Origin of the sequence: Arhodomonas sp. SL1 (assembly GCF_052060015.1) — a bacterium.
GTDB lineage: Bacteria > Pseudomonadota > Gammaproteobacteria > Nitrococcales > Nitrococcaceae > Arhodomonas.
In genome coordinates, this window is sequence record NZ_JBPODZ010000009.1 from 38,566 (window position 1) to 62,990 (window position 24,425).

At 69.2% G+C, this 24,425-nt stretch carries 30 protein-coding genes; 12 read left to right on the forward strand and 18 right to left on the reverse strand.

The annotated features are described in order from the left end of the window. The first annotated feature begins 76 nt into the window (after window positions 1-76). Window positions 77-979, forward strand: coding sequence for a ferritin-like domain-containing protein (locus ACQ754_RS12855; protein ID WP_440997433.1), 903 nt, complete (start codon window positions 77-79; stop codon window positions 977-979). A 55-nt stretch (window positions 980-1,034) separates the two neighbouring features. Here ACQ754_RS12855 and ACQ754_RS12860 read toward each other — a convergent pair whose 3' ends face one another. Continuing rightward, on the reverse strand, window positions 1,035-1,361 hold the full coding sequence (locus tag ACQ754_RS12860) for a c-type cytochrome (protein WP_440997434.1): 327 nt from the start codon (window positions 1,359-1,361) through the stop codon (window positions 1,035-1,037). A gap of 179 nt (window positions 1,362-1,540) precedes the next feature. Here ACQ754_RS12860 and ACQ754_RS12865 point away from each other — a divergent pair, with 179 nt between their 5' ends. Then, window positions 1,541-4,342 (forward strand): valine--tRNA ligase, encoded by a 2,802-nt coding sequence (locus tag ACQ754_RS12865; RefSeq protein ID WP_440997435.1) that lies wholly within the window; start codon window positions 1,541-1,543, stop codon window positions 4,340-4,342. A gap of 9 nt (window positions 4,343-4,351) precedes the next feature. Here the strand turns inward: ACQ754_RS12865 and ACQ754_RS12870 are convergent, their stop codons facing one another. The 7 genes from ACQ754_RS12870 to ilvN form a co-directional block, all read right to left on the reverse strand. Beyond that, a complete protein-coding gene (locus tag ACQ754_RS12870; protein WP_440997436.1) occupies window positions 4,352-4,600 on the reverse strand; it encodes a DUF2970 domain-containing protein in 249 nt (82 codons plus the stop codon). A gap of 140 nt (window positions 4,601-4,740) precedes the next feature. After that, window positions 4,741-6,018: an MFS transporter gene (locus tag ACQ754_RS12875; protein WP_440997437.1), complete on the reverse strand. Its 1,278-nt coding sequence runs from the start codon at window positions 6,016-6,018 to the stop codon at window positions 4,741-4,743. After that, complete coding sequence (gene rimI / locus ACQ754_RS12880) at window positions 6,015-6,491, reverse strand: ribosomal protein S18-alanine N-acetyltransferase (RefSeq protein ID WP_440997438.1); 477 nt, start codon at window positions 6,489-6,491, stop codon at window positions 6,015-6,017. Before rimI ends, ACQ754_RS12875 begins: the two co-directional genes overlap by 4 nt. Next, a complete protein-coding gene (locus tag ACQ754_RS12885; protein WP_440997439.1) occupies window positions 6,488-7,240 on the reverse strand; it encodes a uracil-DNA glycosylase in 753 nt (250 codons plus the stop codon). Before ACQ754_RS12885 ends, rimI begins: the two co-directional genes overlap by 4 nt. Window positions 7,241-7,248: 8 nt before the next feature. After that, a complete protein-coding gene (gene pssA, locus ACQ754_RS12890; RefSeq protein WP_440997440.1) occupies window positions 7,249-8,025 on the reverse strand; it encodes a CDP-diacylglycerol--serine O-phosphatidyltransferase in 777 nt (258 codons plus the stop codon). A gap of 92 nt (window positions 8,026-8,117) precedes the next feature. Then, window positions 8,118-9,134 carry a ketol-acid reductoisomerase gene (gene ilvC, locus ACQ754_RS12895; RefSeq protein ID WP_440997441.1) on the reverse strand — a complete coding sequence of 339 codons (1,017 nt, stop codon included), beginning with the start codon at window positions 9,132-9,134 and terminating at the stop codon, window positions 8,118-8,120. Between the two features lie 55 nt (window positions 9,135-9,189). After that, window positions 9,190-9,684 (reverse strand): acetolactate synthase small subunit, encoded by a 495-nt coding sequence (ilvN, locus tag ACQ754_RS12900; protein ID WP_440997442.1) that lies wholly within the window; start codon window positions 9,682-9,684, stop codon window positions 9,190-9,192. Window positions 9,685-9,927: 243 nt separating this feature from the next. On the opposite strand from ilvN, the gene ACQ754_RS12905 reads away from it, so the two are divergent. Then, window positions 9,928-11,640, forward strand: a complete 1,713-nt coding sequence (locus tag ACQ754_RS12905) for a proline--tRNA ligase (protein WP_440997443.1) — start codon at window positions 9,928-9,930, stop codon at window positions 11,638-11,640. A 6-nt stretch (window positions 11,641-11,646) separates the two neighbouring features. Then, window positions 11,647-12,219, forward strand: coding sequence for a lytic transglycosylase domain-containing protein (locus ACQ754_RS12910; RefSeq protein ID WP_440997444.1), 573 nt, complete (start codon window positions 11,647-11,649; stop codon window positions 12,217-12,219). Window positions 12,220-12,228: 9 nt separating this feature from the next. On the opposite strand, the gene trmH is transcribed toward ACQ754_RS12910, so the two are convergent. Further along, window positions 12,229-12,888, reverse strand: a complete 660-nt coding sequence (trmH, locus tag ACQ754_RS12915; protein WP_440997445.1) for a tRNA (guanosine(18)-2'-O)-methyltransferase TrmH — start codon at window positions 12,886-12,888, stop codon at window positions 12,229-12,231. A gap of 59 nt (window positions 12,889-12,947) precedes the next feature. Here trmH and ACQ754_RS12920 point away from each other — a divergent pair, with 59 nt between their 5' ends. Continuing rightward, window positions 12,948-13,805, forward strand: a complete 858-nt coding sequence (locus tag ACQ754_RS12920) for an SDR family oxidoreductase (RefSeq protein ID WP_440997446.1) — start codon at window positions 12,948-12,950, stop codon at window positions 13,803-13,805. On the opposite strand, the gene ACQ754_RS12925 is transcribed toward ACQ754_RS12920, so the two are convergent. The 5 genes from ACQ754_RS12925 to ACQ754_RS12945 form a co-directional block, all read right to left on the reverse strand. After that, a complete protein-coding gene (locus ACQ754_RS12925) occupies window positions 13,802-14,161 on the reverse strand; it encodes a sirohydrochlorin chelatase (RefSeq protein WP_440997447.1) in 360 nt (119 codons plus the stop codon). The two genes, ACQ754_RS12920 and ACQ754_RS12925, sit on opposite strands and share 4 nt — an antisense overlap. 17 nt (window positions 14,162-14,178) lie before the next feature. After that, window positions 14,179-14,511, reverse strand: a complete 333-nt coding sequence (locus ACQ754_RS12930; protein WP_440997448.1) for a c-type cytochrome — start codon at window positions 14,509-14,511, stop codon at window positions 14,179-14,181. Window positions 14,512-14,523: 12 nt separating this feature from the next. Further along, window positions 14,524-14,844, reverse strand: coding sequence for a c-type cytochrome (locus ACQ754_RS12935; RefSeq protein ID WP_440997449.1), 321 nt, complete (start codon window positions 14,842-14,844; stop codon window positions 14,524-14,526). Between the two features lie 131 nt (window positions 14,845-14,975). Beyond that, window positions 14,976-15,242 carry an acylphosphatase gene (locus tag ACQ754_RS12940; protein ID WP_440997450.1) on the reverse strand — a complete coding sequence of 89 codons (267 nt, stop codon included), beginning with the start codon at window positions 15,240-15,242 and terminating at the stop codon, window positions 14,976-14,978. A gap of 31 nt (window positions 15,243-15,273) precedes the next feature. Beyond that, complete coding sequence (locus ACQ754_RS12945; protein ID WP_440997451.1) at window positions 15,274-15,552, reverse strand: DUF4398 domain-containing protein; 279 nt, start codon at window positions 15,550-15,552, stop codon at window positions 15,274-15,276. Window positions 15,553-15,613: 61 nt separating this feature from the next. On the opposite strand from ACQ754_RS12945, the gene arsC reads away from it, so the two are divergent. Genes arsC through ACQ754_RS12960 form a run of 3 tightly spaced genes read left to right on the forward strand, consistent with a single transcriptional unit; the run spans window position 15,614 to window position 16,925 of the window. After that, window positions 15,614-15,967, forward strand: coding sequence for an arsenate reductase (glutaredoxin) (gene arsC / locus ACQ754_RS12950; protein ID WP_440997452.1), 354 nt, complete (start codon window positions 15,614-15,616; stop codon window positions 15,965-15,967). Next, on the forward strand, window positions 15,964-16,566 hold the full coding sequence (gene wrbA, locus ACQ754_RS12955; protein WP_440997453.1) for an NAD(P)H:quinone oxidoreductase: 603 nt from the start codon (window positions 15,964-15,966) through the stop codon (window positions 16,564-16,566). Before arsC ends, wrbA begins: the two co-directional genes overlap by 4 nt. Next, window positions 16,563-16,925 carry a DUF2069 domain-containing protein gene (locus tag ACQ754_RS12960; RefSeq protein WP_440997454.1) on the forward strand — a complete coding sequence of 121 codons (363 nt, stop codon included), beginning with the start codon at window positions 16,563-16,565 and terminating at the stop codon, window positions 16,923-16,925. Before wrbA ends, ACQ754_RS12960 begins: the two co-directional genes overlap by 4 nt. 6 nt (window positions 16,926-16,931) lie before the next feature. Here ACQ754_RS12960 and hda read toward each other — a convergent pair whose 3' ends face one another. Then, window positions 16,932-17,654 (reverse strand): DnaA regulatory inactivator Hda, encoded by a 723-nt coding sequence (hda, locus tag ACQ754_RS12965; RefSeq protein ID WP_440997455.1) that lies wholly within the window; start codon window positions 17,652-17,654, stop codon window positions 16,932-16,934. Then, window positions 17,651-18,691, reverse strand: a complete 1,041-nt coding sequence (locus ACQ754_RS12970) for a DUF2066 domain-containing protein (RefSeq protein WP_440997456.1) — start codon at window positions 18,689-18,691, stop codon at window positions 17,651-17,653. Before ACQ754_RS12970 ends, hda begins: the two co-directional genes overlap by 4 nt. Before the next feature lie 102 nt (window positions 18,692-18,793). On the opposite strand from ACQ754_RS12970, the gene purM reads away from it, so the two are divergent. From purM to ACQ754_RS12985, 3 genes are read left to right on the forward strand one after another with little or no spacing between them, the layout of a single operon-like run. Then, window positions 18,794-19,855, forward strand: coding sequence for a phosphoribosylformylglycinamidine cyclo-ligase (gene purM, locus ACQ754_RS12975; RefSeq protein ID WP_440997457.1), 1,062 nt, complete (start codon window positions 18,794-18,796; stop codon window positions 19,853-19,855). Beyond that, a complete protein-coding gene (gene purN, locus ACQ754_RS12980; RefSeq protein ID WP_440997458.1) occupies window positions 19,852-20,562 on the forward strand; it encodes a phosphoribosylglycinamide formyltransferase in 711 nt (236 codons plus the stop codon). The genes purM and purN overlap by 4 nt, the downstream gene beginning before the upstream one ends. Continuing rightward, a complete protein-coding gene (locus tag ACQ754_RS12985) occupies window positions 20,559-21,287 on the forward strand; it encodes a DUF3108 domain-containing protein (RefSeq protein ID WP_440997459.1) in 729 nt (242 codons plus the stop codon). The genes purN and ACQ754_RS12985 overlap by 4 nt, the downstream gene beginning before the upstream one ends. A 13-nt stretch (window positions 21,288-21,300) precedes the next feature. Here ACQ754_RS12985 and dcd read toward each other — a convergent pair whose 3' ends face one another. Next, window positions 21,301-21,870: a dCTP deaminase gene (gene dcd, locus ACQ754_RS12990; RefSeq protein ID WP_440997460.1), complete on the reverse strand. Its 570-nt coding sequence runs from the start codon at window positions 21,868-21,870 to the stop codon at window positions 21,301-21,303. 69 nt (window positions 21,871-21,939) lie between these two features. Then, on the reverse strand, window positions 21,940-23,031 hold the full coding sequence (gene apbC / locus ACQ754_RS12995) for an iron-sulfur cluster carrier protein ApbC (protein WP_440997461.1): 1,092 nt from the start codon (window positions 23,029-23,031) through the stop codon (window positions 21,940-21,942). Window positions 23,032-23,186: 155 nt separating this feature from the next. Between apbC and ACQ754_RS13000 the strand changes: the two genes are divergently transcribed. Next, entirely contained in the window at window positions 23,187-24,338 is a 1,152-nt protein-coding gene (locus ACQ754_RS13000) for a hypothetical protein (protein WP_440997462.1), read from the forward strand. Window positions 24,339-24,425: the final 87 nt, after the last annotated feature.

Here is a 24,425-nt window from a genome sequence, read left to right on the forward strand (position 1 = left end):
CAACAGATACCGCTGCCTGGCGTTTGAACCTACAGGACCGTTACTGGTTTTGCAGCGCAGCAAGGGAGGAACCGCCATGACCGAAGGGCAGACCCACGGCTTCGACGCGCTGCCGCCGATTGACAACGTCAACGACCTCTTCCGCGTGGCCGTGGCCATGGAAGAGGAGGCCGCCCGGCGCTACGACGACCTCGCCCAACGCATGGAGTCGGCGGGGCAACCCGAGCTCGCCACGCTGTTCCGCGAGCTGGAGGCCCAGGAGCGCGAACACGAGACCGGCATCGAGGGCTGGGCGCGGAGCCAGGGCATCGACGCCACGGAACGACCGACGTTCCAGTGGCAATCCCCCGAGAGCCTCACCGAAGAAGAGATTGCCGAGGCCGGCGGCGAGGCCGTGATGACGCCGGAGGGAGCCCTCAACCTGGCCGTCCACAACGAGGAACGGGCCTTCTCCTTCTACGTGCGTATCGCCACCGAGGCGGAGGACCGGGAGGTACGCGAATACGCCGAGCGTATGGCCGGTGAGGAGATCAATCACGTGGCCCTGCTGCGCCTGGAACGCCGACGCGCGGCGCGCCGGCGCATGCAGGCCGAGCAGGGCCCACGCGCCTTCGACGATGAGGACACGCTCCGTCAGTGGCTCGACGAGCGTGAGCGCGAGCAGTACGGGCGGCTCGCCGCGATCGCCGAAAGCTGTCGGCGCTTGGGACTCGGCGATGCCTGCGCCGGTCTTGCCGACGAGGCCACCCACCCGCAAGGCCGTGTGCCGGCGGACCGTGATGCCCTGCTCGCCGAGGTCCGCGATGCCCTGCGCGAAACAGAAGGTACCTACGAAACCCTGCTTCGTACCAGCGAAGAAGCCGAATCCGAGCAGCTGGTCACGCTGGCACAGTTGGCCGCGGAGCGTGTCCTCGAGCGCTTGGCCCGGCTGAGTGATCTACGCGCCACCATCGCCGACGGGGGCGCGACCGGGACCTGACCGCGGCCGTCCCTGGCCGCCGCGGATCAAGCCGGGTGGGGGGGGGGTGGGCGCGCTACTCCGCGCCCCCCGGGGGCAGCGAGGCGTAGTAGGCGGCCAGGTCGAGGATATCCTGCTCGGACAGGCCGCTGACCATGGGATACATGACCGCGCTCTGCCCCCCCTCGCGCTGCTGATTCTTGTAGGCCTTGATGGAGGTCACCAGGTACTGCTCCTTCTGCCCGGCGAGATTCGGGTAGATGGGGGCCGTGGAGATCCCGTCCTGGCCATGGCAGCTGGCGCAGACAGTGGACTTCCCCTTACCGGCCTCCGGATCCCCCTCCTGTCCCTGGGCGAGCGGCGTAAACGCCAGAGCGGCTGCGAACACCATCCACTTTCTCATTTTGAGCTCCACCGGTTTGCTGACGATGCGATATGCAGCAGTCAGTTTACTTGAAATGAAGGCCCCGACAAGGCCGGAGACGTGACCCTTACTGCCGGCGGCCCCGTGTTGCGGCGCGACGGCTGCGTTATACTCGGGCGTTTGTTGGCCACCCCAGTCGATATCGGGATTCCGCACCCATGGAGAAGAGCTACGACCCGCGCACCATCGAGCCCCGCTGGTACGAGACCTGGGAGCGCGAGGGCTACTTCCGGCCCTCCGGCCGTGGCGACCCGTATTGCATCATGATCCCGCCACCCAACGTGACGGGCACCCTGCACATGGGTCACGCGTTCCAGGACACCATCATGGACACGCTGATCCGTTTCCAGCGCATGCGCGGGCGCAACACCCTCTGGCAGCCGGGGACCGACCACGCCGGCATCGCCACCCAGATGGTGGTGGAGCGGCAACTCGGCGAAGAGGGCCGGGGCCGCCATGACCTCGGTCGCGAGGCCTTCGTGGAGCGCATCTGGCAATGGCGGGAGCAATCCGGCGGCACCATCCAGAACCAGCTCCGGCGGATGGGGGCCTCGGTGGACTGGTCTCGGGAGCGCTTCACCATGGACGAGGGGCTGTCCGCGGCGGTGCGCGAGACCTTCGTGCGCCTCTATCGGGAGGGCCTGATCTATCGCGGCGAGCGGCTGGTCAACTGGGATCCGGTCCTGCACACGGCGGTCTCGGACCTGGAGGTGGAGTCGAAGGAGGAGCAGGGCCACATCTGGCACATGCGCTACCCGCTCACCGACGGCAGCGGCCACGTGACCGTGGCCACCACCCGCCCGGAGACCATGCTCGGTGACACCGCCGTGGCGGTCCACCCCGACGACGAGCGCTACCAGCACCTCATCGGCAGGGACATCCGCCTACCCTTGGTCGAGCGGGAGATCCCGGTGATCGCCGACGAGTATGTAGACCCCGAGTTCGGCTCCGGCTGCGTGAAGATCACGCCGGCCCACGACTTCAACGACCACCAAGTGGGCCTGCGCCACGACCTGGAGGTGATCAACGTCCTCACCCCCTCGGCGGCGATCAACGATAACGCCCCGGAGAGGTACCGGGGCCTGGACCGCTACGAGGCACGCAAGCGCATCGTCGCCGACCTGGAGTCCCGAGGTCTGCTCGAGGCGGTGGAAGAGCACACCATGACCGTGCCCCGCGGCGACCGCAGCGGCGCCGCCATCGAGCCCTATCTCACCAACCAGTGGTTCGTCGACCTGACACGGGAGGAGCAGCCCGATGGCCGCGCCGGCGGATGGAACGCCATCACCAGGCCCGCCATCGACGCCGTGGCCAACGGCGACATCCGCTTCATCCCCGGCAACTGGGACCGCACCTACTTCAACTGGCTGGAGGACATCCAGGATTGGTGCATCTCCCGTCAGATCTGGTGGGGCCACCGCATACCGGCCTGGTACGACGACGAGGGCAATGTCTACGTCGGCCACGACGAGGCCGGGACCCGCAACCACTACGGGCTCGCCGACGACATCCCACTGACCCGGGATGAGGACGTCCTCGACACCTGGTTCTCCTCGGCCCTGTGGCCGTTCTCCACCCTGGGGTGGCCGGAGCGGACCGCGGAGCTCGCGACCTTCTACCCCACCTCGGTGCTGGTCACCGGCTTCGACATCATCTTCTTCTGGGTCGCCCGGATGATCATGATGGGGCTGAAGTTCATGGGCGACGTGCCGTTCCGTGAGGTCTACATCCACGGGTTGGTACGCGATGCCGACGGCAACAAGATGTCCAAATCCAAGGGCAACGTCCTCGACCCCATCGACATCATCGACGGCATCGACCTGGAGTCCCTGGTCGAGAAGCGCACCAGCGGACTGATGCAGCCCCACCTGGCGCCGAAGATCGAGAAGCAGACCCGCAAGCACTTCCCTGACGGGATCGCTGCCCACGGCACCGACGCCCTGCGCTTCACCTTCGCCAGCCTCGCCACCACCGGCCGGGACGTGGTCTTCGACATGGGCCGGGTGGAGGGCTACCGCAACTTCTGCAACAAGCTCTGGAACGCCGCCCGCTACGTGCTGATGAACACCGAGGGCGAAGATACCGGCCTCAGGGGCGGGGAGGTACGATTGTCCACCGCTGACCGCTGGATCATCTCGCGGCTGCAGCGCGCCGAGACCGCCGTCCACGAGGCCCTGGCGGCCTACCGCCTCGACATGGCCGCCCAGGCGATCTACGAGTTCATCTGGGACGAGTACTGCGACTGGTACCTGGAGCTCTCCAAGCCGGCGCTTCAGACCGGCGACGAGGCCGCCCGACGCGGCACCCGCCGGACGCTGGTGCGGGTGCTGGAGGCGGTGCTCCGGCTTGCCCACCCGTTCATGCCCTTCATCACCGAGGAGATCTGGCAACGCGTCGCCCCCCTCGCCGGCGCCGAGGGCGAGACGGTCATGCACCAGCCCTACCCGGAGCCGGATCCCGAACGCGACGACCCCACCGCCGAGGCGGAGATCGCCTGGCTACAGGCGCTCATCCTGGGCGTGCGCCGGATCCGCGGGGAGATGAACATCTCCCCCAACAAGGCGCTGCCCGTGCTATTGGCCAATGCCGCGGATGCCGATAGGCGGCGTGTCGAGCGCCACCGGGACTACCTCACCACCCTGGCCCGCCTGGAGTCCATCGACTACGTGGAACGGGACCAGGCGCCGGAGTCCGCCATCGCCCTGGTGGGGGACATGGAGCTTCTGGTACCCATGGCGGGCCTCATCGACCGGGACGCCGAGCTCGCCCGGCTGGACAAGGAGCGCGGCAAGCTCGCGAAGGATCTGGAGCGGGTCACCGCGAAGCTCGCCAACGAGAACTTCGTCAGCAAGGCGCCGGGTGAGGTGGTGGCCAAGGAGCGCGAGCGCCAGCAGGGCCTGGAGTCCGCCCTCGAGCGGCTCGACGAGCAATACCGCAGGGTGGAGCGGCTGGCGCAGTAAGCGGCGGGGTCACACCCCCGCCGAGCTCAGCACCAGATTCACGATCACCACCAGCACGATGACGAAGGCCGCGGTGAAGATGATGCCCGCGATGATGAACGGGCCAGCGCGTCCGTGGCTGAAGTCCCGCTGCCGGGCCTCCTCGCTCTGCACCCCGAAGGCCGCCGCCGCCACGCTCTTCATTACCTGAAGGAACGAGGGCGGCCGCTCGCCCTCGCCGCGCTGTCTGTCCTGCTGTCGGGCGTCATCGCGCTCCATGTCTACCTCCGTTGGCGAGTTGGCGGATCATTATAACGCCATGTTTGCCCGCCTCTGATGAACGTGGGGGCGCATACTGAAACGGACCGGACGAAACCGCAGGGGACAAGGCCTCGACAGCGCTTTGCCCTGGAACGGGTTCATTTCCGTGCATCGGGGTTCATCCGTGGCTCATCCTGCTCGCCGCGGAAGGCGGACTCGGGGACCCGCCCCAGCAGCCAGGCCCCGGCGGCAAACAATCCGATCAGCGCCAACATGGAGTAGCGCACGTCCCCCAAGGCGGTGCCGAACAACCCGAACAGCACCGGTCCCACCAGGGCGGCGAACTTGCCGAGCAGGTTATAGAAGCCGAAGAACTCGCCAGCCCGGCCGGCGGGGATGAGCCGGGCGTATAGCGAGCGGCTCAGCGCCTGCACGCCCCCCTGGACCAGCCCCACCAACACAGCAATGGCGTAGAACTCCCAGGGCGAGCGGATGAACACCCCCCAAATGCAGACCCCGGCATACACCAACAGCCCGAGGTATACCGCCCGCCGCGGCCCCCAGCGCTCCCCGAGCCGGCCGTAGGCGATCGCGGCCGGGAAGCCGACGAACTGCACCACCAGCAATGCGATGATGAGATCGCCCTGCTCGAAGCCCAGGGAGCGGCCGTAGGCCACGGCCATGCGGATCACGGTGTGCACGGCGTCTATGTAGAGCCAGTAGGCCACCAGGAAAATCACCACCGGCCGCAGGCGACCCAAGTGGCGCAGGGTCTCGCGCAACTGCCGCCAGCCGGAGCGCCAGGCCGTCGCGCCGGCCGGCGCCGGCCGCTCGGGGACCGCCAGGGCCAGGGGCAGGGAGAACACCGCCCACCAGAGTGCCGTCGCCACAAAGCCGGCCCGCGCCGCCGCACCGGCATCCGGGAAACCGAAGGCCGCCGGGTTGAGGGCGGCGATCACACAGCCCAGATAGAGTAGCCCACCACCCAGATAGCCAAGCCCGAAACCCAGCCCGGAGACGGCATGCCAGCGCGATTCCGGCGCCACCTCCGTGAGCAGGGCGTCGTAGAACACGTTCGCGCCCATGAAGCCCACCGAGGCGCAGATGAACAGCGCCGCGGCGGCGGGCCACGCCCCACCCGGCACCCAGGCCAGGGCGGCGGTGGCCAACATGCCGGGGATCGCGAATCGGAACAGGAAGCGCTTGCGCGCCCCGAGGTGGTCGGCCACGGCACCGAGCAGCGGTGCGAGGGCGATAAGGATCAGGCTGGCGACGGCGTTGGCCAGGCCGAGGCGGAGGTTGCTCCCGGCGGCGTCGATATCCGCGCTCCAGTAGTCCTGGAACAGCAGGGGGAAGAAACCGGCGATGACCACGGCGGCGAAGGCCGAGTTGGCCCAGTCGTACATCGCCCAGGCCAGCACCGGCCGGCGTTTCACCGCCCTCGCCGCTCCAGCCTGCGCCGCAGCACCAGGGCGTCCTCGCGGCCGTCGGCGGTGGGGTAGTAGTCCCGGCGCCGGCCCACCCGGCGAAACCCCTCGGCGAGGTAGAGCCGCAGCGCCGCGGTGTTCGAGGGGCGGACCTCCAGGAACAGCGTATCGGCACCCAGCTCGCGGGCCCGTTCCAGGCCGCGCCGGAGCAGGCGGCGGGCGAAGCCCTCGCGGCGGCGCTCCGGATCCACCGCAAGGTTGAGGATGTGGGCCTCGCCGGCGGCCGCGGACAGGAGCATATAGCCCACCACCTCACCGCCGGAGCGCTGCACGACGCAGTCATAGCCCATACGCAGGCAGTCCCGGAAGATGCCCGCGGTCCAGGGAAAGTCATAGGCGGCCTGCTCGATGCGCATCACCGCCGGGATGTCGGCTTCACGCATCGGTCGAATGACCGCCAGCTCCGAGGGCTCGGCACTCATTCACCCTCCCCCTGCACGCGGGCCTGCACGCGCTTAAGGTCCGCCCAGGCCTTGCGCTTCTCCACCGGCCTGCGCAGCAGATAGGCCGGATGATAGGTCACCCAAAGGGGCGTGGCCGCCGGCCCGTAGGCGTGCCAACGCCCCCGCAGTCGCCCCAGCGGTTGGTCGGTATCGAGCAGGTACTGGGCCGAGACCCGCCCCACCGCCAGGATCACCCGCGGCGAGACCAACGCCAGCTGGCGGCGCAGGAATTGCTCACAGGCGGCGATCTCGGCGGGCTGTGGATCGCGGTTGTTGGGCGGCCGGCACTTGAGGATGTTGGTGATGTAGACCTGAGTACGGGCCAGGCCGATGGCACGGAGCATCTCGTCGAGCAGCCGCCCCGCCCGGCCGACGAAGGGCTCGCCGAGCCGGTCCTCGTCGGCGCCCGGCGCCTCGCCGACGATCATCAGCGACGCCGCCCGCGCCCCCACCCCGCAGACCGCCTGGGTGCGCGTGGCGTGCAGCGCACAGGCGGTGCACTCCGCGACCTCCGCCTCGAGCGCCTGCCACAGGCCTTCCCGGTCCTCCCCGCCGCGCTCCGGCGCCGGCGAATCGACCACGGGGCTCGCGGCCGAGTCATCATGGGGAACGGGCCGCGCACCCTGCGCGCTCACCGCGTCTGCCGCAGGGGCCGAGGCAGTCTCCCGCCGCAGCCACAGCGGGATGCCCATCCGTTTGAGATACTCCCGGCGGCGCGCCTCGTCCATCGGGACACTCACGAGGGATGGTGGTGGTGATGGCGGGCCCGGAGACGCCGGCGCCGCAGGATCATCGTCAGCACCGGCCCGGAGGCCATGTAGGTAAGCGCCACCAGGAACAGGAAGGTCGGGGGGTGCACCGAGGACAACGCCACCACCATGACCAGCAGGACGATGGCGATGAACGGCACCCGGTAGCGGAAGTCCACCTCCTTGAAGCTGTAGTACCGGATGTTGCTGACCATGAGCACGCCGGCGACCACGGTCAGTGCCAGCGCCGGGACCCCGGCGCCCCAGCCACCGAACTCCAGGCGGTTGCCGGCCCAGACCATCCCCGCCAACGTAGCGGCGGCGGCCGGGCTGGGCAGCCCCTGGAAGAAGCGCTTGTCCGCCACCCCGACCTGGGTATTGAACCGCGCCAGGCGCAGACCGGCGCAGGCGGTGTAGACGAAGGCGCCGAGCCAGCCGAGCTTGGCCCAGGTGTCGCCGAGCTGGGAGAGATCCCGCAGCGCCCACTGGTAGACCACCAGCGACGGCGCGACACCGAAGGAGACCATGTCGGCGATGCTGTCGTACTGGACGCCGAAATCGCTTTGGGTGTTGGTCAGCCGGGCTACCCGCCCGTCCATGCCATCCATCACCATGGCCACGAAGATGGCGATTGCAGCGAGCTGGTAGGACTCGTTATTCGCCGCCACCACCGCGTAGAAGCCGAAGAACAGCGCGATGGTGGTCAGCAGATTGGGCAGCAGGTAGATCCCGCGCCGGCGCGGACGGGTGGTGTCGTCGTCCATGGCCCTCTCGGGTGAGCGGAATGACACCCGCCCAGCCTACCGGGCGGGTACCTGGCTTGCCAGCGCCGGGCGCCGGCCATGAACGCCGGTGGTTAGTTGCGCTCCTTATCCACCAGCTGCTTGGCACGGATCCAGGGCATCATCTCGCGCAGCCGCCCGCCGACTTCCTCGATGGGGTGCTCGGCGGCCTTGCGGCGCATGGCCTTCAAGCGCGGCGCGTTGGCCTGGTTCTCGAGGACGAACTCCTTGGCGAACTCGCCGTTCTGGATCTCCTCGAGGATCTCACCCATCGCCCGGCGGGACTGTTCGTTGATCACCCGACGCCCGCGGGTGAAGTCGCCGTACTCGGCGGTGTTGGAGATGGAGTAGCGCATGTTGGCGATACCGCCCTCGTAGAGCAGGTCCACGATGAGCTTGGTCTCGTGCAGGCACTCGAAATAGGCCATCTCCGGGGAATAGCCCGCCTCCACCAGGGTCTCGAAGCCGGCGGTGATCAGCTCGGTCATGCCGCCGCAGAGCACCACCTGCTCGCCGAAGAGATCGGTCTCGGTCTCCTCGCGGAAACTGGTCTCGATGACCCCGGAACGGCCCGCACCGATGGCCACCGAATAGGACAGGGCCACGTCCCGGGCCCGCCCGGAGGCGTCCTGGTGGATGGCGATGAGCGAGGGCACGCCGCCGCCCTCCACGTAGGTGGAGCGCACCAGATGACCGGGGCCCTTGGGGGCAACCATGAGCACATCCAGGTCCGGCCTTGGCTCGATCTGGCCGTAGTGGATATTGAACCCGTGGGCGAAGGCGATGGCCGCCCCCTCCTTGAGGTTGGGCTCGATCTTGTCGCGATAGATGGACGCCTGGTGCTCGTCCGGGGTAAGGATCATCACCAGGTCCGCGCGGGCCACCGCGTCCTCGATACTGGCCGTCTCCAGCCCGGCCTGCTCCACCTTGCGGGCGGAGGCGGAGCCTTGGCGCAGGCCCACCACCACCGGCACCCCGGACTCCTTGAGGTTGTTGGCGTGGGCGTGGCCCTGGGAGCCGTAGCCCACCACCGCGACCTTCATGCCCTGGATGATGGAAAGATCGGCGTCCTTATCGTAGAAAACCTTCATTGCTTTCACCGCTTCTCTGTGTGTGGGTGCTGCGGGAGGCGACCGTGGAGACGGCTCAGACGCGCATCTGACGGTCACCCCGGGCGATGCCGATCACCCCGGAACGCACGACCTCCACGGGCGTTTTGCGCCCGATGACCTCGAGGAAGGCATCCAGCTTGCTGCTGGTGCCGGTGAGCTCGATGGTATAGGTCTTCTCGGTCACGTTGAGCACACGCCCGCGGAAGATATCCGCCAGGCGCTTGAACTCCTCGCGGGCGTCACTGGTGGCCGCCTGGACCTTCACCAGCATCATCTCCCGCTCGATGTGCTCGGCCTCGGTGATGTCCAGGACCTTGACCACATCCAGCAGCTTGTTGAGCTGCTTGATGATCTGCTCGATGATCTGGTCGTCGCCGATGGTTACCAGCGTCATGCGCGAGACGGTGGCGTCATCGGTGGGGGCGACGCTGAGCGACTCGATGTTGTAGCCGCGCGCGGTGAACAGCCCGGCGATGCGCCCGAGGGCGCCGAACTCGTTCACCACGAGGATGGAGATGATGTGCCGCATGATGCCTACCCGAAAAGAATGCCGCCGGATCCGCTCAGGGACCGGACCCACGTTCTCGCGCATGGGGAAACCCGGAAAACCTACTTGCCGGCGGTTGGGGCGTCAAGCCCGGCCTGCCGGCGGGGCCGGCCATGCTTGAGCGAAGCGCCCGCGCGCGGATAATGGCGTGACAGGGTCGCCGTGAGCCCCTAGGCTTTGCGCCGGCGAGACAATCCGAACAGCCTCCGGAGGCATCAGCCCGTCATGCGAGCCAGCCGTTTTCCCCTGTTCACCTCCAAGGAAACCCCCGCGGACGCGGAGATCGCCAGCCACCGGCTGATGCTGCGCGCCGGCATGATCGGCCGCCTCGGCGCCGGCCTGTACACCTGGCAGCCACTGGGGCTGCGGGTGCTCCAGCGCGTCGAGCGGATCGTGCGCGAGGAGATGGACGGTATCGGCGGCATGGAGCTGCTGATGCCGGCGGTCCAGCCCGCTGAGCTCTGGCAGGAATCCGGGCGCTGGGATCTCTACGGCCCGGAACTGCTGCGAATCACCGATCGTCACGGCCGCGAGTTCTGCTTCGGCCCCACCCACGAGGAGGTGATCACCGATCTGCTACGGCGCGAGCTGCGCAGCTACCGCCAGCTGCCGCTGACCTACTACCAAATACAGACCAAGTTCCGCGACGAGATTCGGCCGCGCTTCGGCGTGATGCGCGCCCGCGAGTTCCTGATGAAGGATGCCTATTCCTTCCACCTGGACGAGGCCTCCCTGGAGGCCACCTATCAGGACATGCGCGGCGCCTATAGCCGGATCTTCCAGCGCCTGGGCCTCGACTTCCGCCCGGTGAAGGCGGACTCCGGCGCCATCGGCGGCAGCGTCTCCGAGGAATTCCACGTCCTAGCCGAGTCCGGCGAGGACGAGATCGCCGCCTGCGAGCGTTGCGACTACACGGCGAACACCGAGCTGGCGGCCAGCCGCCCGCCGTTGCCCGAGCCGCAAGCGCCGCGTCCCGCCGAGGAGAAGCCCACCCCCGGCATCGAGACCGTGGCCGAGCAGGCGGAGATGCTGGGTATCACCGCGGCACAGGTGGTGAAGAGCGTGGTGGTCATGGCCGACGACGAGCCCGTGGTCCTGTTCGTCGCCGGCGACGACGAGCTCAACGAGGTCAAGGCGGCCCACGCCCTGGGCGCGGAGACGGTGCGCCTCGCCGAGCCGGAGGAGGCCTTCGACGCCACCGGCGTGCCCCGGGGCTTCATCGGCCCGGTAGGGCTGCCACAGGGGCTGCGAACGCTAGTGGACCACCGGGCCGCGGCGGCCACCAACTTCTCCTCCGGCGCCAACCGCGCGGACTGGCACTGGGTGAACCTCAACTGGGGCCGCGATACGCCGGCGCCGCAGACCGCCGAGCTGCGCACGGTCCGGGCCGGTGAGGGCTGCCCGCGCTGCGAGGGCACCCTGCACATCACCCGGGGCATCGAAGTGGGCCACATCTTCCAGCTCGGCACCAAGTACAGCGAGTCCATGGGGGCGACCGTGCTCGACGAGCATGGCCGCGACGCCTTCCTGCACATGGGCTGCTACGGCATCGGCGTCTCCCGGGTGGTGGCGGCGGCCATCGAGCAGAACCACGACGAACACGGCATCATCTGGCCCGACCCCATGGCACCGTTCCAGCTGGCCATCGTCTCCATCAATGCCCACAAGTCGCCCCGGGTGGCGGAGACCGCGGAGCGCCTGTACCGGGCGCTGCAGGCGGCGGGCGTGGAGTGCCTTTGGGATGACCGGGAGGCCCGGCCCGGGGTGAAGTTCGCCGACATGGAGCTCATCGGCATCCCCCGCCGCATCGTCATCGGCGAGCGCGGCCTCGACGAGGGGACCATCGAGTACCGGCATCGCCGGGCCGCCGAGAGCGAGAACCTGCCGCTGGAGGGCGCGGTGGAAGCGCTGACCCAGCGCTGCGCGGAGACCGGGTAAGGCGCCATGCGACCCCCCGGCTGGTGGCTCGCCATGCTGCTCCTGACCGTGGCCGCGGTGGCGCCGGCGTCCCAGGGGCAACGCCCCGACCCGGCCCTACGTGACGCCCTGGAGCGGGCCCTGTCCGCGAGCGACAGCTTCGAGAACCGCTTCGATGCCGAGGTCTGGCTCATGGACATGGCCACCCGGCTACGCGAGCGGATGCCGGACCCCCAGCGGCGCATGGAGTTCCTGCGCCTGGTCCACTACGAGGCCCGCCGTGCGGACCTGGAACCGGAGTGGGTGCTGGCACTGATCCAGGTCGAGAGCAACTTCCAGCGCTTCGCCATCTCCAGCGCCGGGGCCCGGGGCTACATGCAGGTCATGCCGTTCTGGCTCGAGGAGCTCGAGCGCCCAAACGACAATCTCTTCCGCCCGGAGACCAATCTACGCATGGGCTGCACCATCCTCCGGCATTACCTGGACATCGAGGACGGTAACCTCACCCGGGCGCTGGCCCGCTACAACGGCAGCCTCGGCGAAACCTGGTATCCCAATCGGGTGTTCAACGCCCTGCGGGCACGCTGGCACCCCCAGTGAATCGCGGCCTCAGCCCGGCGCGGCGATGATATCGCCGTCCTCATCGATCTCCGGATAATCGCGCCCCTGCTGCCGGCAGTGCCGGGCGATGCGCGGATGCAGCCACTCGAACAGCCGGCGTCGGTAGGTCTGCGGGTCCAGGCGCGGATGGTCATAGAGGCCGGCGTCGGCACGCTGGCGCTGGGCCTCGAACAGTATCACGGCAGCGGCCACCGAGACGTTCAGCGACTCGCACAGCCCTGCCATGGGAATGACCACGTGGGCGTCGGCGAGCTCCGCCGCCTCGGCACTGACCCCGTGGAGCTCGGCACCCATGAGCACGGCGCAGGGGCGGGTGTAGTCCACCGAGCGAAAGTCCATCGCCCGCTCCGAGTGATGCGCCGCGAGGATCCGCACGCCTTCACCCCGGAGGGCGCCAACGGCGGCCTGCAGACTGTCATGGCGGCGCAGCCCCACCCACTGTCCGGCACCTGAGGAGGCGTGCCGGCGAACCCCCACCTCACCACCAGGGGCGGGCACGGCATGGGCGATGGCCACCCCCACCGCATCGCAGGTCCGCAGGATGGCCGAGAGGTTATGCGGCTTGTGGACCCCGTCGAGCAGCACGCGCAAGTCCGGCTGGCGCCGGTCCAGGGCGGCGCGCATGCGCGCGAGTCGTTGGGCGGACATGGACTCTCCCCGAATGCGTGTCACACAATGGTCGGTCGGAACGAAACCGCGAGGCAATCATGGCCCATCCCTACCGCGAGGTGCTGATCGCCGGATGCGGGCGCATCGGCCAGAGGCTCGGCCGGGCCCTCGCCGGTCCCAATGTCCGGGTCTGGGGCTTACGCCGCAGCGCGAACCCCCTCCCGGCACCAATCACCCCGTTGCAGGCGGATCTCTGCGACCCGGAAACCCTGACGGCCGCCCTGGCCGACTGCCGTCCGGAGGCGGTGTTCTACATCGTGACCCCTACCGAATACACGGATGACGGCTATCGCGATGCCTTCGTCCTTGGCCAGCGCAACCTCATCGAGGCGCTGCAGGCCAACGGTGCGGTGCCGGCATGGCACTGCTTCGTCTCCAGCACCGGCGTCTACGGCCAGCAGGACGGGCGCTGGGTGGACGAGGACAGCCCCGCGGAGCCGACTCGCTTCTCCGGCCGCCGACTACGGGACGCCGAGGCGGTGGCCCACGGCGCCCCCTGGCCGGCGACCGTGGTGCGCTTCGCCGGGATCTACGGTCAAGGCCGGGACCGGCTCCTGCGCCGGGTCCGTGAGGGGGCCCCCTGTCAGGGGGCACCGCCCCGCTGGACCAACCGCATCCACGAGGACGACTGCGTCGGATTCCTCGCCCACCTCGCGGGGCTCACGGAGCCGGAGCGCCTGTACCTGGGCGTGGACGACGAGCCGGCCACCGAATGCGCGGTCATGGAATGGCTCGCCGGGCAAATGGGCTGCCCGACACCGCCACGGCACTCCCCGGAAGGCGCCACCGCCAACCGGCGCTATGATAACGGGCGGCTCCGCGCCAGCGGCTACCGTTTGCGCTACCCCGGATTCCGGGATGGCTACACCGCGCTCCTCGCCGGGGATGCCGCCTAGGGTACGACCTCGGCGATGAGGTCGGCGAGGCGGTTCTGGGCACCGAGATAGCGCTCCAGGCGGATTCGGGCCTGCGGGTGGCGTTCCCGCGCCGCCTCGATCAGGCCGGGGATATCCTCGCTGACATGGCGCCCGGCCGAAAGGAAGTACGGCAGGCAGATCACCTCGTCGCAGCCCGCGGCCACCTCCCGGTCAATGGCCTCCCCGATCGACGGCTCGGCGAGCTCCAGGAAGGCGCAGGCGACACGGTCGTAGCGACCATCCATGCGGGCCGCCACTGCCGTGGCCAGTCCGCGCACCTCATCGTTGGAGGCGTCCCGGCGGCTCCCGTGGGCCAGCAGCAGTAGCGATCGCATAGGACTCCCTCCGCGGCTCAGCGCGAGACGGTGCTCAGCTCGCCGTCCAGCGTGGAGAAGTAGGTAGCCAGGTCTGCCATGTCCCGGTCGGAGAGGCCGCTCACCTGACCGCTCATCACCGGATCCTGGCGGTCACCGCTGGCATAGGCGCGCAGGGAGTAGTACAGATAGCCGGCGTGCTGGCCGGAGATCCGCGGGAAGGCGGGGTTGTCGAGGCCGGGCGCATGGCAGGCCATGCAGGGCTCGGCCTTGGACTCGCCAGCCTCCGCGTCCCCCGGCGGGATGGCCGCGGCCTGGGTGCTCAAGCCGAGCGACGCGCCGAGCACGAGCATGCAAAGCAGTGTCCTCATCGTCCTCTCCCCTTACTCCCCGCCGACCTGGGCGAAGTAGGCCGCGATGTCCTGGATGTCCTGCTCGGTCAGCGACATCGCCTGGGCCTGCATGGTCATGTGCTGCCGCGCCCCGTTTTTGTAGGCCTTCAACGCAGACTCCAGGTACTGCGCATGCTGGCCACCGAGCTTCGGCACCCGGTAGCTCGGGTAGGCATTGCGATAGCCGGCCACGCCGTGGCAGCCGAGACAGGTCTGCGCCTTGTCGGCGCCGGCGGCCGGGTCGCCCTGGGCCTGGACCGGGCCCGTAAGCGCCAGCGCCACGCCGGCAGCGAGTATCAGCTTCGTTCTCATCGTTCCCCTCTCGAGACAGTTTCGGCCGAAAACACCCGACGGGCGCGCGGCCTGCGGATCGGTCCCTTCGCCGGCGCGTTATGTTTCCACGTCTCGCCACCGGCGTAAAGCAACGCACCGGGGGCCGCGGCTCAACGCGTTTCGAAACCCGCCCCCACCGGGCCCGGGATCTCCACGCGCTGCACCGCCGTCACCCTCGCCTGGGGCGGGCCATCGGCGAGCCAGTCCTCGAGCGCATCGAGCGCGGCGGTATCGCCGGCGGCGACCACCTCAACGCTGCCCTCGGGGAGATTCCTGGCATACCCGGACACCCCCAGGTTCCGCGCCTGCTCCTGGGTTGCCGCGCGGAAAAACACCCCTTGGACACGGCCGTGTACGTGCCAGGCACGTTGCTCCATATCCGCCTCCTGGAAGCTGGTGACGCAATCGCTAGGGAATCGGGTTGGCGAACTCGCGCGCGGCCCGGGCGGCCCGACGGGCACCGTCATACTCGCCGGCATCCAGCCGCTGGCGGGCCCGCTCTAGCCACGCCTGCGCCCGTTCCACGCGCACCGGCGCCACCGCCTCGGCTCGCCGAGCGGCCTCGAGGGCCTGTCTGGCGTCGCTCATCTCCTGCACCGGTGCACCCCCCGGACCGCCGGCGCAACCCCCGGCGCTGGCGAGCACCGTGGCCACGGCCAGCCGTGTCAGCCACCTCAGGCCATCCACGTTGCCTTCCCGAATATACCCCGCCAATATGCGACCCATTGTAGCCGAGAGGAGCTCCACCATGCAGGTGCGCATCTACCACAACCCCCGCTGCAGCAAATCCCGGCAGACGCTTGCCCTGCTCCGCGAGCAGGGTATCGAGCCGCAGATCGTGGAGTATCTCAAGGAGCCGCCCGATGCAGACACCCTGGCGGAAATCACCGCCATGCTCGGCATCGGCGCCCGCGAGTTGATGCGGCACAAGGAGAAGGAATATCGCGAGCTCGGCCTCGACGAGCCGGAGCTGGACGAGCGTACGCTGCTCAAGGCCCTCTCCGCCCATCCCCGGCTCATCGAGCGCCCCATCGTGGTCTGCAACGGCCGCGCCGCCCTCGGGCGGCCGCCCGAGCAGGTGCTGGAGATCCTGCCGCAATGACCGAGATCCTGATCCTCTACTACAGCCGTTTCGAGGCCACCGCCGCGATGGCCGAGCTCATCGCCCATGGCGTGGAATCGGTGGAGGGGGCATCGGCGCGGCTACGCACAGTGCCCCCGGTATCCACGGTCTGCGAGGCCGTCGCCGACGACATCCCGGCCAGCGGCCCACCCTACGCCGAGCGCGACGACTTGCTGGCCTGCGACGGCCTCGCCCTCGGCAGCCCCACGCGGTTCGGTAACATGGCGGCACCGCTGAAGTACTTCCTGGATGGCACCTCGGACCTATGGATGAGCGGTGCCCTTGCGGGGCGGCCGGCGGCGGCGTTCACCTCCACCGCCTCGCTGCACGGCGGCCAGGAGGCGACGCTGCTGACCATGATGCTGCCCCTCCTCCACCACGGCATGTTCCTCGTCGGGTTGCCCTACACCGAGGAGACACTGCGCTCCACCACCACCGGCGGCACGCCCTACGGCCCGAGCCACTACGCCGGTGCCGACAGTGACCGCCCCGTGGATGAGGACGAGGCCCGTCTGTGCCGGGCGCTGGGGCACCGGCTCACCGAAGCGGCGCTGCAGCTGGCCCGGGGGCGCCGGTGACCGCGGAGACGGCCTGCTACCGGACCCTGCTTGCCACCTGGACGGCGCAGTTCGCGCTGCTCATGCTTTGGTACCTATGGGTCGCGCCACCGCCGGAGTCGCTGCGCGCGCCGGTGCTCGTTCTCTTGATAGCCCCCTGGCTTTTGCCGCTGCGCGGGCTTCTGCGCCGGCGCCGCTACACGGTGGCCTGGAGCAGCCTGCTGGTGCTCGCCTACTTCATCCACGCGGTGCTGGCGGCAGCGGGGCCGGCGCCGGGACGCTGGCTGGGGCTCGCCGAGCTGGTGATCACCCTCACCTACTTCACGGCGGCCATGGGCTTCGTGCGACTGGGCCGGTACCGGGGTACGGCGGCCGGGTGAAACGGCTCACTGGTCGGCAGGGCCAAGCACGCGCTTGAGGAACGGGATCGTAAGGCGGCGGCGGGCCTGCAGTGAGGCCACGTCCAGCTCCTCGAGCAGGCCGAAGAGATACCGCGTGCGCCGCGGGTAATGGGCCAGCAGATAGCGGGCGGTCTCCTCGGGGAGCTCCATGCCGCGGCTGTGGGCGCGCCGCTGCAGGGCCACCAGCCGGTCCTCGTCGGAGAGCTCGCGCAGGCAGAACACCAGGCCCCACTGCAGACGCGAGACCAGGTCTGGCAGCGTCAGACCGATGCGACCGGGGCGCTGGTCGGCGGCGACGATCAGCTGGCCGCCGGCGTCGCGCAAGCGGTTGAACAGATAGAACAACGCCTCCTGCCAGGCGGGCCGGTCACGCAGGCGATGGAGGTCATCCAGGGCCACCAGGGAAACGTTCTCGAGGCCGTCGAGCAAACCGGCGCTCCACTCGAGCATCTCGCCCAGCGGGAGATAGACGGCCGTCCGCCCCGCGGAGGTGGCCAGCGTACAGGCCGATTGCAGCAGGTGCGATTTGCCGGTCCCCGGTTCGCCGTAGAGATAGACGGGCTGGCCGGGCCGCACCGCCGCCCGGCGCACCGCCGCCACCGCCTCGGCGTTGGGACCGGGGACGAAGGCGCCCAGCTCGGCCGACTCGTCCCAGCGGAAGTCCAGGGCCAGCTGGCGCCAGCCTCGACCCTCCCGGAGCCCGCTCATCCGCCGCCCCCGGTGCCGGCCCACTGGAGGTCCGCGCCCCCACTCCCGTCGGCGCCCCGGCGCCAGCGCGGGCTGCGAATCAGGAGGTCATTCAGCCGCCCGGCGCTCACCTCCGCCTGGACTCGAAACCGCGCCTCGTCACCCTCAATCACCTCCAGCCGGACGCCGGTCACGCCCGCGGTGCCCGCGAGGGTGCGCTCGGCGGCCGCGAAGTCCGCCAGTGAGGTGAGCCCCTGCACCCGCAGGGTCAGCGCTTCACCGGCGCCGCCGCGGCTGGTGTAGTCCTCCCGCAGGCGCTCGGCGATACGCCCCCAGAGCGGACTCGACAGGGCCGCCGGCTCGGCGTCGCGGAGCTCACCGCCGCCGATGCCGCGGCCGTCGGCGATGAGCTGCCAGCGCAGCCGCCAAGCACCGCCATCGCGGCGCAGCACCCCGGTCACCGCCAGACGGGTATCGTAACGGCGGGTGGCCTCGGCCACCGGCGCGCTGAAGCCGCCGGCGATGTCCTGGAACCCCAAGGCCTGACGGTCGGCGAGGTCCAACAGCGGCCACAGCACCGGGATGCCGTACTCCCGGGCGCCCGCCCGCATCGCCTCGGCCAGGCTTGTGTCCGCCTCCACCAGCCGGCGCCCGTCGCCGTCGTCGCGGGCCAGCCAGATCAGGACCGGCGGACGCTCGCGCAGCCATACCGCCACACCCTGATCCCGCAGGGCCTGACGCAGGGCCTCCGTCCGAAAGCCCAGCACGAGCTCCTCACCCTCCGCGCCCTGACGGGTGGCGCTTGTGTCGATGAACTCCCCGGCCCGGGGGAGCAACCCCGAGACCGCATCGGCCACCTCGCGACCGGTAAGCCGGCGGGCCATATGCTCCAGGGCCTGCCGGCGCAGCGCCTGTTCCTCCGCCTCGCCGGCATCGCCGGGCAGCGGCAACACCACCCGCTCGTCCACCGTGGCCGCCGGGGCTGTCGCCGCCGAGACCGCGATCAATCCGATCACGAAGATCCCCCAGAGCCCGAGCCGGGCCGCTGTTGCTTTCATGCCCTCTCCGTGCCGTTCACTGCACCGCAGCGTGCCGCCGCTTACGTTATCATGACCGTCCTCGAGCGACGACCGGCCCAAGTGCACGACGGGAGGCAAAGCGTGGCAGACCACGGCCAGGGGAACGAAGGGCTCACTTACCGCGATGCGGGGGTGGACATCGACGCCGGCGCGGCACTGGTGGAGCGAATCCGCGACGCGGTGGCCGCGACCCGGCGCCCGGAGGTGCTCGGCGGCTTGGGGGGCTTCGGTGGCCTCTTCGAGCTGCCGGTGGAGCGCTACCGCCGGCCCGTGCTGGTCTCGGGCACCGACGGCGTAGGCACCAAGCTCCGGCTCGCCATCGAGGCCGGCCGCCACGACGGCATCGGCGTTGATCTGGTGGCCATGTGCGCCAATGACGTGGTGGTCGCCGGCGCCGAGCCGTTGTATTTCCTGGACTACTACGCCACCGCGGCCCTGGACGTGGACGTCGCCGAGCAGGTCATCCGCGGCATCGCCCGAGGCTGCAGCGAGGCCGGAGCAGCCCTGATCGGCGGGGAAACCGCCGAGATGCCCGGTATGTACGCCGGCGGTGACTACGACCTGGCCGGCTTCTGCGTGGGCATCGTCGAGCGCGAGGCCATCATTGACGGTAGCGCCTGCCGGCCAGGGGATACGCTCATCGGCGTCGCCTCCAGCGGCATCCATGCCAATGGCTTCTCACTGGTACGGCGGGTATTGGCCGATGCCGGTACCCCGTTGGACAGCCCCTTCGAGGGCGCCACCCTCGCCGACGCCCTGCTCGCCCCCACGCGGATCTATGTCCCCGCCACCCTGGCGCTGCTCGACGCGGTACCGGTGCACGGCATCTGCCACATCACCGGGGGTGGCCTGCCGGAGAACCTGCCACGGGTGCTGCCCGAGGGCAGCGGCGCCGTCGTTGATACCGCCTCTTGGGAGTGGCCGCCGGTCTTTCGCTGGTTACAGGAGACCGGCGGCATCGCCGACACGGAGATGTATCGCACCTTCAACTGCGGGGTGGGTATGGTCTACATGGTGCCGGAGACGGCCGCGGATGACGCCATCGCCTGTCTGCGTGGGCACGGCGAGCGGGCCTGGCGGCTGGGACGCGTGGTGGAGGCGGACCCGGGAGGGGGCCGCGTCCGCCTGGAGGAGGCAGGATGACAGACAGGCGCGCCCGGGTCGTGGTGCTGATCTCCGGCACCGGCAGCAACCTGCAGAGCCTCATCGATGCCCAGGCGGACAGCGATTTTCCCGCCGATGTCGTTGGGGTGATCAGCAACCGCACCGATGCCCACGGCCTGCAGCGGGCCCGGGCGGCCGGTATCCCCACCGAGGTCCTGCCGCACCGGGAACATCCCTGCCGGGAGGATTACGACACCGCCCTCGCCCACGCCATCGATGCCTACGACCCGGACCTGGTGGTGCTAGCGGGCTTCATGCGCATCCTTACCCCGGGGTTCGTCGAGCGTTATTACGGCCGGCTGATCAACATCCACCCCTCCCTGCTCCCCGCCTACCGCGGGCTGCACACCCATGAGCGGGCCCTGGCCGACGGCGTCGGCGAGCACGGCGCGAGCGTCCACTTCGTGATCCCGGAGCTCGATGCCGGGCCGGTGATCGTGCAGGCACGGGTGCCGGTTCATCCGGACGACACCCCGGAGGCGCTGAAGGCCCGGGTGCAAGCCCAGGAGCACCGCATCTACCCGCTCGCGGTGCGCTGGATCGCGCAGGGCCGGGTACAGCTCAGCGACGATACGGTCGCCTTCGACGGACGCACCGACATCGCGGCACCGGTCATCGAGGCGGACACCGACCTCTCGGCCCAGGATCCACTGGAAACCGCCCTCGCCTCCACGGAGACCTCATGAAGGTACTGCTCCTTACCGGCCTGCTCGCCGTCATCGCAGCGACCCCGGCCCCGGCGGCGGAGGCACCGCCGCCGTTCGAGGCCGAGTACCGCTTGGACCGGGGGATCCTGACCCTGGGACGGGCAACACTCACCTTCAGCCGGCCCACGCCGGAGCGCTACCTCTACCGCATGTATACGCGGCCCACTGGCATCGCCGGCTGGTTCACCAGCGCCCGTATCCGCGAGCGCAGCATGGGGCTGGTGGTCGAGGACGGCTTCCGCCCCCTGCGCTATACCTATGAACGCAGCGGCGACGACCGCGCCCGCCGGGCGGAGCTCCAGTTCGACTGGGGTGCCGGCGAGGTGGTCAACGACGTCGACGACCCGCCCTGGCGCATGGAGGTCCCCCCGGACGCGCTGGACCGCGTGGTCAGCCCGCTGCAACTGATGCACGACCTCGCGGTGCGCGAGCCCGGCGAGGATTCCCTGACCTACCGCATCGCCGACGGCGGCGAGCTCAAGACCTACACCGTCACCATCGAGGGCGAGGAGACCATCGACACGCCCGCCGGCCGGTTCGAAACCGTGAAGGTGGTGCGCCGTGACGAGGAGGGGAAACGGGAGACCCGGATGTGGTGCGCCCCGGAGCTCGACTATCTCGCGGTACGCATCGAGCAGTGGGAACGCGACGACGGCACCTTCGAGCTGCTGCTCACCGGAATAGAAGGGCTGGCCCGCAACTGAGCGCGAACCGCAACTAGGGCCGCGGCAGGGTCACCCCACTCTGGCCCATGTACTTACCCCGGCGGTCCCGGTAGGAGTACTCACAGGGCTCATCGGACTCCAGGAACAACATCTGCGCCACGCCCTCATTGGCGTAGATCTTCGCCGGCAGCGGCGTGGTGTTGGAGAACTCCAGGGTCACGTGCCCTTCCCATTCCGGCTCCAGCGGCGTCACGTTGACGATGATGCCGCAGCGCGCGTAGGTGGACTTACCCACGCAGATGGTGAGCACATCGCGCGGGATGCGGAGGTACTCGATGGTCCGCGCCAAGGCGAAGGAATTCGGCGGGATGATGCACACATCGGCGGCCATATCGACGAAGCTCGCCTCGTCGAAGGCCTTGGGATCCACCATGGCGGAGTTGATATTGGTGAAGACCTTGAACTCGCTGGCGCAACGGACGTCGTAGCCATAGCTGGAGACGCCGTAGGAGATGATCCGCTGACCATCATCGCGCACGCGGATCTGGCCGGGCTCGAAGGGCTCGATCATCCCGGTTTCCTCGGCCATGCGGCGGATCCACTTGTCGGACTTGATCGGCACGGCGACGCTGCTCCCCAAATCGGCCCACGGCCGCGGCATTGTCCGCGACCCCGATAGTTCCGTCCAGCCTCAGTCGTCGTCGACCTGGATGTCCGGGAACCGGCTCTCGCCGGCCCCCGCCTGCCGGGACAGCCGCCCCGCGGTGGCCAGGGCCGCCTCACGGTACAGCGCCGCCACCCGGCCATCGGGCTCCGCGATCACCGTAGGCTGGCCGGCATCGGTCTGCTCGCGGATACCGATGTCCAGCGGCAGCGACCCCAGCAGCGGCACACCTTCGGCCTCGGCGAGCCGCTCGCCGCCGTGGGCACCGAAGATGTGCTCCTCGTGGCCGCAGTTCGAGCACACATGCAGCGCCATGTTCTCCACCACCCCGAGCACCGGCACCTTCACCTTCTGGAACATGCGGATCCCGCGCCGGGCATCCAGGGTGGCGATGTCCTGGGGCGTGGTCACGATCACCGCGCCGGCCACCGGTACCCGCTGGGCTAGGGTCAGCTGGATATCACCAGTGCCGGGCGGCAGGTCGATGAGCAGGTAGTCCAGCTCCCCCCAGCGGGTGTCATTGAGCAGTTGGGTCAGGGCCTGGGTCACCATCGGACCCCGCCACACCACCGCCTCCTCCTGCTTGACCAGCACGCCGATGGACATCACCTCCACGCCGTGGCCCACCAGGGGCAGGATGGACTTGTTGTCCGGGCTCTGCGGCGTCTGCCCCTCCACGCCCATCATCCGCGGCTGACTCGGCCCGTAGATGTCGGCATCCAGCAGGCCCACCCGGGCCCCCTCCTGGGCCAGCGCCAGGGCGAGGTTGGCGGCGGTGGTGGACTTGCCCACCCCGCCCTTGGCGGAGGCGACGGCGACGATGTTCTTCACCGACTCCATGGGCTGCAGCGCCGCCTGCACCTGACGAGGCGTCACCGCCCAGGAGGCCTCCACCGTGACGGACTCCGCACCGGCGGCATGCAGGCATTCGCTGACGGCGGCGGCCAGATCCTCGCGGTAGTGCTCCACCGGGAAGCCCAGCATCAGCCGCACGGTGACCCGCGCGCCGTCCACCTGGATATCCTGGACGGCACCGGCGCTGACCAGATCCGTCCCCAAGTGGGGCTCCGTCCAGCCGGACAGTGCCTTCTCCACGGCCCCCTGCGAAAGCTCAGCCATGTTTGCTCCTGTTCGCTATGTCGCCGATGGGGTACCGATTCTATCCCCTTACGGGACGCCAGGGCCATGGCGCGGAGCAGCTGTGGTGTAAGCCGCGGGTAAGGCCGGTGGGGTATGCAGTGACCGACGACAACACGACAAACAAGGGGGACCTCATGTCCGAGCATAAGTGGCTGCATATTCTCCTGTCCCGGGGCCTGCTGGCCGCCACCGTGCTGGCGCTGGTGGTGGGTTGCGGCGGCAGCGGTTCATCGTCCTCGAGCGAGGATTCCACCGACGACCCCGCCACGGAGGCACCCGATGACTCCTCCGACGACTCCTCGGCGGACGATGGCTCCGGGGACAGCCCCGATGACCCGGCCGACGGTGGTACCGGCGACGGTTCCACGGGGGGCGACGGCAGCGCACCGAGTGACGAGGAGATCGCGGCCATGGCGACCTCCATGGTGGGTGACCACGAGGACTGGCAGGACATGGTCACCAGCTGGGAGGACCCGGACGCGATCATCGGCCCCATGTCGACCACCTCAGCGCCGCCGGCTGATCGGAGCCGACGACTCACCGCCCTCGCCCTCGCCCGCACCGGCGTTGCGGCGCCCGCGGATCTGCAGCCCATGGAGATCGCCCAGTGCGACTCCGGCACCATGGAGGTCATCACCAACCCGGGGCCCGGCCTCAGCTACGAGGCAATCTACCGGGAGTGCACCATCGACAGCCCGTTCATCAGCATGTTCCTCGATGGCCGGGTTTCCTACTTCTACGACACGGACTCGGTGCGCCAGTGGCGGCCGGATGACGACGCCTACCCGGAACATGCCGCGGTCGTCTACGAGGACTACGTAATGCAGCTGAGCTCCTCGGAGGGCTCGCTGGACATGGAGATGGACGGGGCCATCGTTGTCTACTCCGATCCGTCCAGCGGTCGCGGTGTCATCGAGTTCAACCACTTGGATCTCAAGACCTCATCGCTGTGTGACGGTAGCGAAGAGACCGGGAGCTTTGGGCTCAACTACGAGATCAAGGTCGAGCCGGCCGGCGGCGGGATCATCCAAGTGGAGATGAACGGCACCATGACCGGCGCCGGGATCACCACCGAGGTAACGACTATAAGCCCCGTCCGGATCAAGGATGGGGAGGACCATCCCCACGACGGCGAGCTGCAGATCACCTATGGCGGCTCCAGCGTGCAGGTGCGCTACGAGAAGGACGGCATCTGGGTAAACAACACCTACCACCCGTGGGAGGACTTCAAGGCCACGTATATGGACGAGGAGGTACTGGTCGACGACGACGCCTGCCTGTTCTGAATCCGGTCGCCGTTGGCCGTCAGCCGCGGCCTGGCATACACTCGCCCCGGCGTCCCACGGGATAGCCGGGGCGAGATCTTTTCGTAT

What these genes read in the sequence shown, in the direction of transcription:
- ACQ754_RS12865 (WP_440997435.1), top strand. Translation starts at nt 1,541, where the DNA reads ATGGAGAAGAGCTACGACCCGCGCACCATCGAGCCCCGCTGGTACGAG.
- ACQ754_RS12920 (WP_440997446.1), top strand. Translation starts at nt 12,948, where the DNA reads ATGGCCCATCCCTACCGCGAGGTGCTGATCGCCGGATGCGGGCGCATC.
- ACQ754_RS12985 (WP_440997459.1), top strand. Translation starts at nt 20,559, where the DNA reads ATGAAGGTACTGCTCCTTACCGGCCTGCTCGCCGTCATCGCAGCGACC.
- ACQ754_RS12860 (WP_440997434.1), bottom strand. Translation starts at nt 1,361, where the DNA reads ATGAGAAAGTGGATGGTGTTCGCAGCCGCTCTGGCGTTTACGCCGCTC.
- wrbA (WP_440997453.1), top strand. Translation starts at nt 15,964, where the DNA reads ATGACCGAGATCCTGATCCTCTACTACAGCCGTTTCGAGGCCACCGCC.
- ilvN (WP_440997442.1), bottom strand. Translation starts at nt 9,684, where the DNA reads ATGCGGCACATCATCTCCATCCTCGTGGTGAACGAGTTCGGCGCCCTC.
- hda (WP_440997455.1), bottom strand. Translation starts at nt 17,654, where the DNA reads ATGAGCGGGCTCCGGGAGGGTCGAGGCTGGCGCCAGCTGGCCCTGGAC.
- ACQ754_RS12935 (WP_440997449.1), bottom strand. Translation starts at nt 14,844, where the DNA reads ATGAGAACGAAGCTGATACTCGCTGCCGGCGTGGCGCTGGCGCTTACG.
- ACQ754_RS12855 (WP_440997433.1), top strand. Translation starts at nt 77, where the DNA reads ATGACCGAAGGGCAGACCCACGGCTTCGACGCGCTGCCGCCGATTGAC.
- ACQ754_RS12910 (WP_440997444.1), top strand. Translation starts at nt 11,647, where the DNA reads ATGCGACCCCCCGGCTGGTGGCTCGCCATGCTGCTCCTGACCGTGGCC.
- ACQ754_RS12870 (WP_440997436.1), bottom strand. Translation starts at nt 4,600, where the DNA reads ATGGAGCGCGATGACGCCCGACAGCAGGACAGACAGCGCGGCGAGGGC.
- arsC (WP_440997452.1), top strand. Translation starts at nt 15,614, where the DNA reads ATGCAGGTGCGCATCTACCACAACCCCCGCTGCAGCAAATCCCGGCAG.
- trmH (WP_440997445.1), bottom strand. Translation starts at nt 12,888, where the DNA reads ATGTCCGCCCAACGACTCGCGCGCATGCGCGCCGCCCTGGACCGGCGC.
- ACQ754_RS12885 (WP_440997439.1), bottom strand. Translation starts at nt 7,240, where the DNA reads ATGGACGAGGCGCGCCGCCGGGAGTATCTCAAACGGATGGGCATCCCG.
- rimI (WP_440997438.1), bottom strand. Translation starts at nt 6,491, where the DNA reads ATGAGTGCCGAGCCCTCGGAGCTGGCGGTCATTCGACCGATGCGTGAA.
- purN (WP_440997458.1), top strand. Translation starts at nt 19,852, where the DNA reads ATGACAGACAGGCGCGCCCGGGTCGTGGTGCTGATCTCCGGCACCGGC.
- ACQ754_RS12930 (WP_440997448.1), bottom strand. Translation starts at nt 14,511, where the DNA reads ATGAGGACACTGCTTTGCATGCTCGTGCTCGGCGCGTCGCTCGGCTTG.
- pssA (WP_440997440.1), bottom strand. Translation starts at nt 8,025, where the DNA reads ATGGACGACGACACCACCCGTCCGCGCCGGCGCGGGATCTACCTGCTG.
- ACQ754_RS12905 (WP_440997443.1), top strand. Translation starts at nt 9,928, where the DNA reads ATGCGAGCCAGCCGTTTTCCCCTGTTCACCTCCAAGGAAACCCCCGCG.
- apbC (WP_440997461.1), bottom strand. Translation starts at nt 23,031, where the DNA reads ATGGCTGAGCTTTCGCAGGGGGCCGTGGAGAAGGCACTGTCCGGCTGG.
- ilvC (WP_440997441.1), bottom strand. Translation starts at nt 9,134, where the DNA reads ATGAAGGTTTTCTACGATAAGGACGCCGATCTTTCCATCATCCAGGGC.
- ACQ754_RS12970 (WP_440997456.1), bottom strand. Translation starts at nt 18,691, where the DNA reads ATGAAAGCAACAGCGGCCCGGCTCGGGCTCTGGGGGATCTTCGTGATC.
- ACQ754_RS12925 (WP_440997447.1), bottom strand. Translation starts at nt 14,161, where the DNA reads ATGCGATCGCTACTGCTGCTGGCCCACGGGAGCCGCCGGGACGCCTCC.
- ACQ754_RS12940 (WP_440997450.1), bottom strand. Translation starts at nt 15,242, where the DNA reads ATGGAGCAACGTGCCTGGCACGTACACGGCCGTGTCCAAGGGGTGTTT.
- ACQ754_RS13000 (WP_440997462.1), top strand. Translation starts at nt 23,187, where the DNA reads ATGTCCGAGCATAAGTGGCTGCATATTCTCCTGTCCCGGGGCCTGCTG.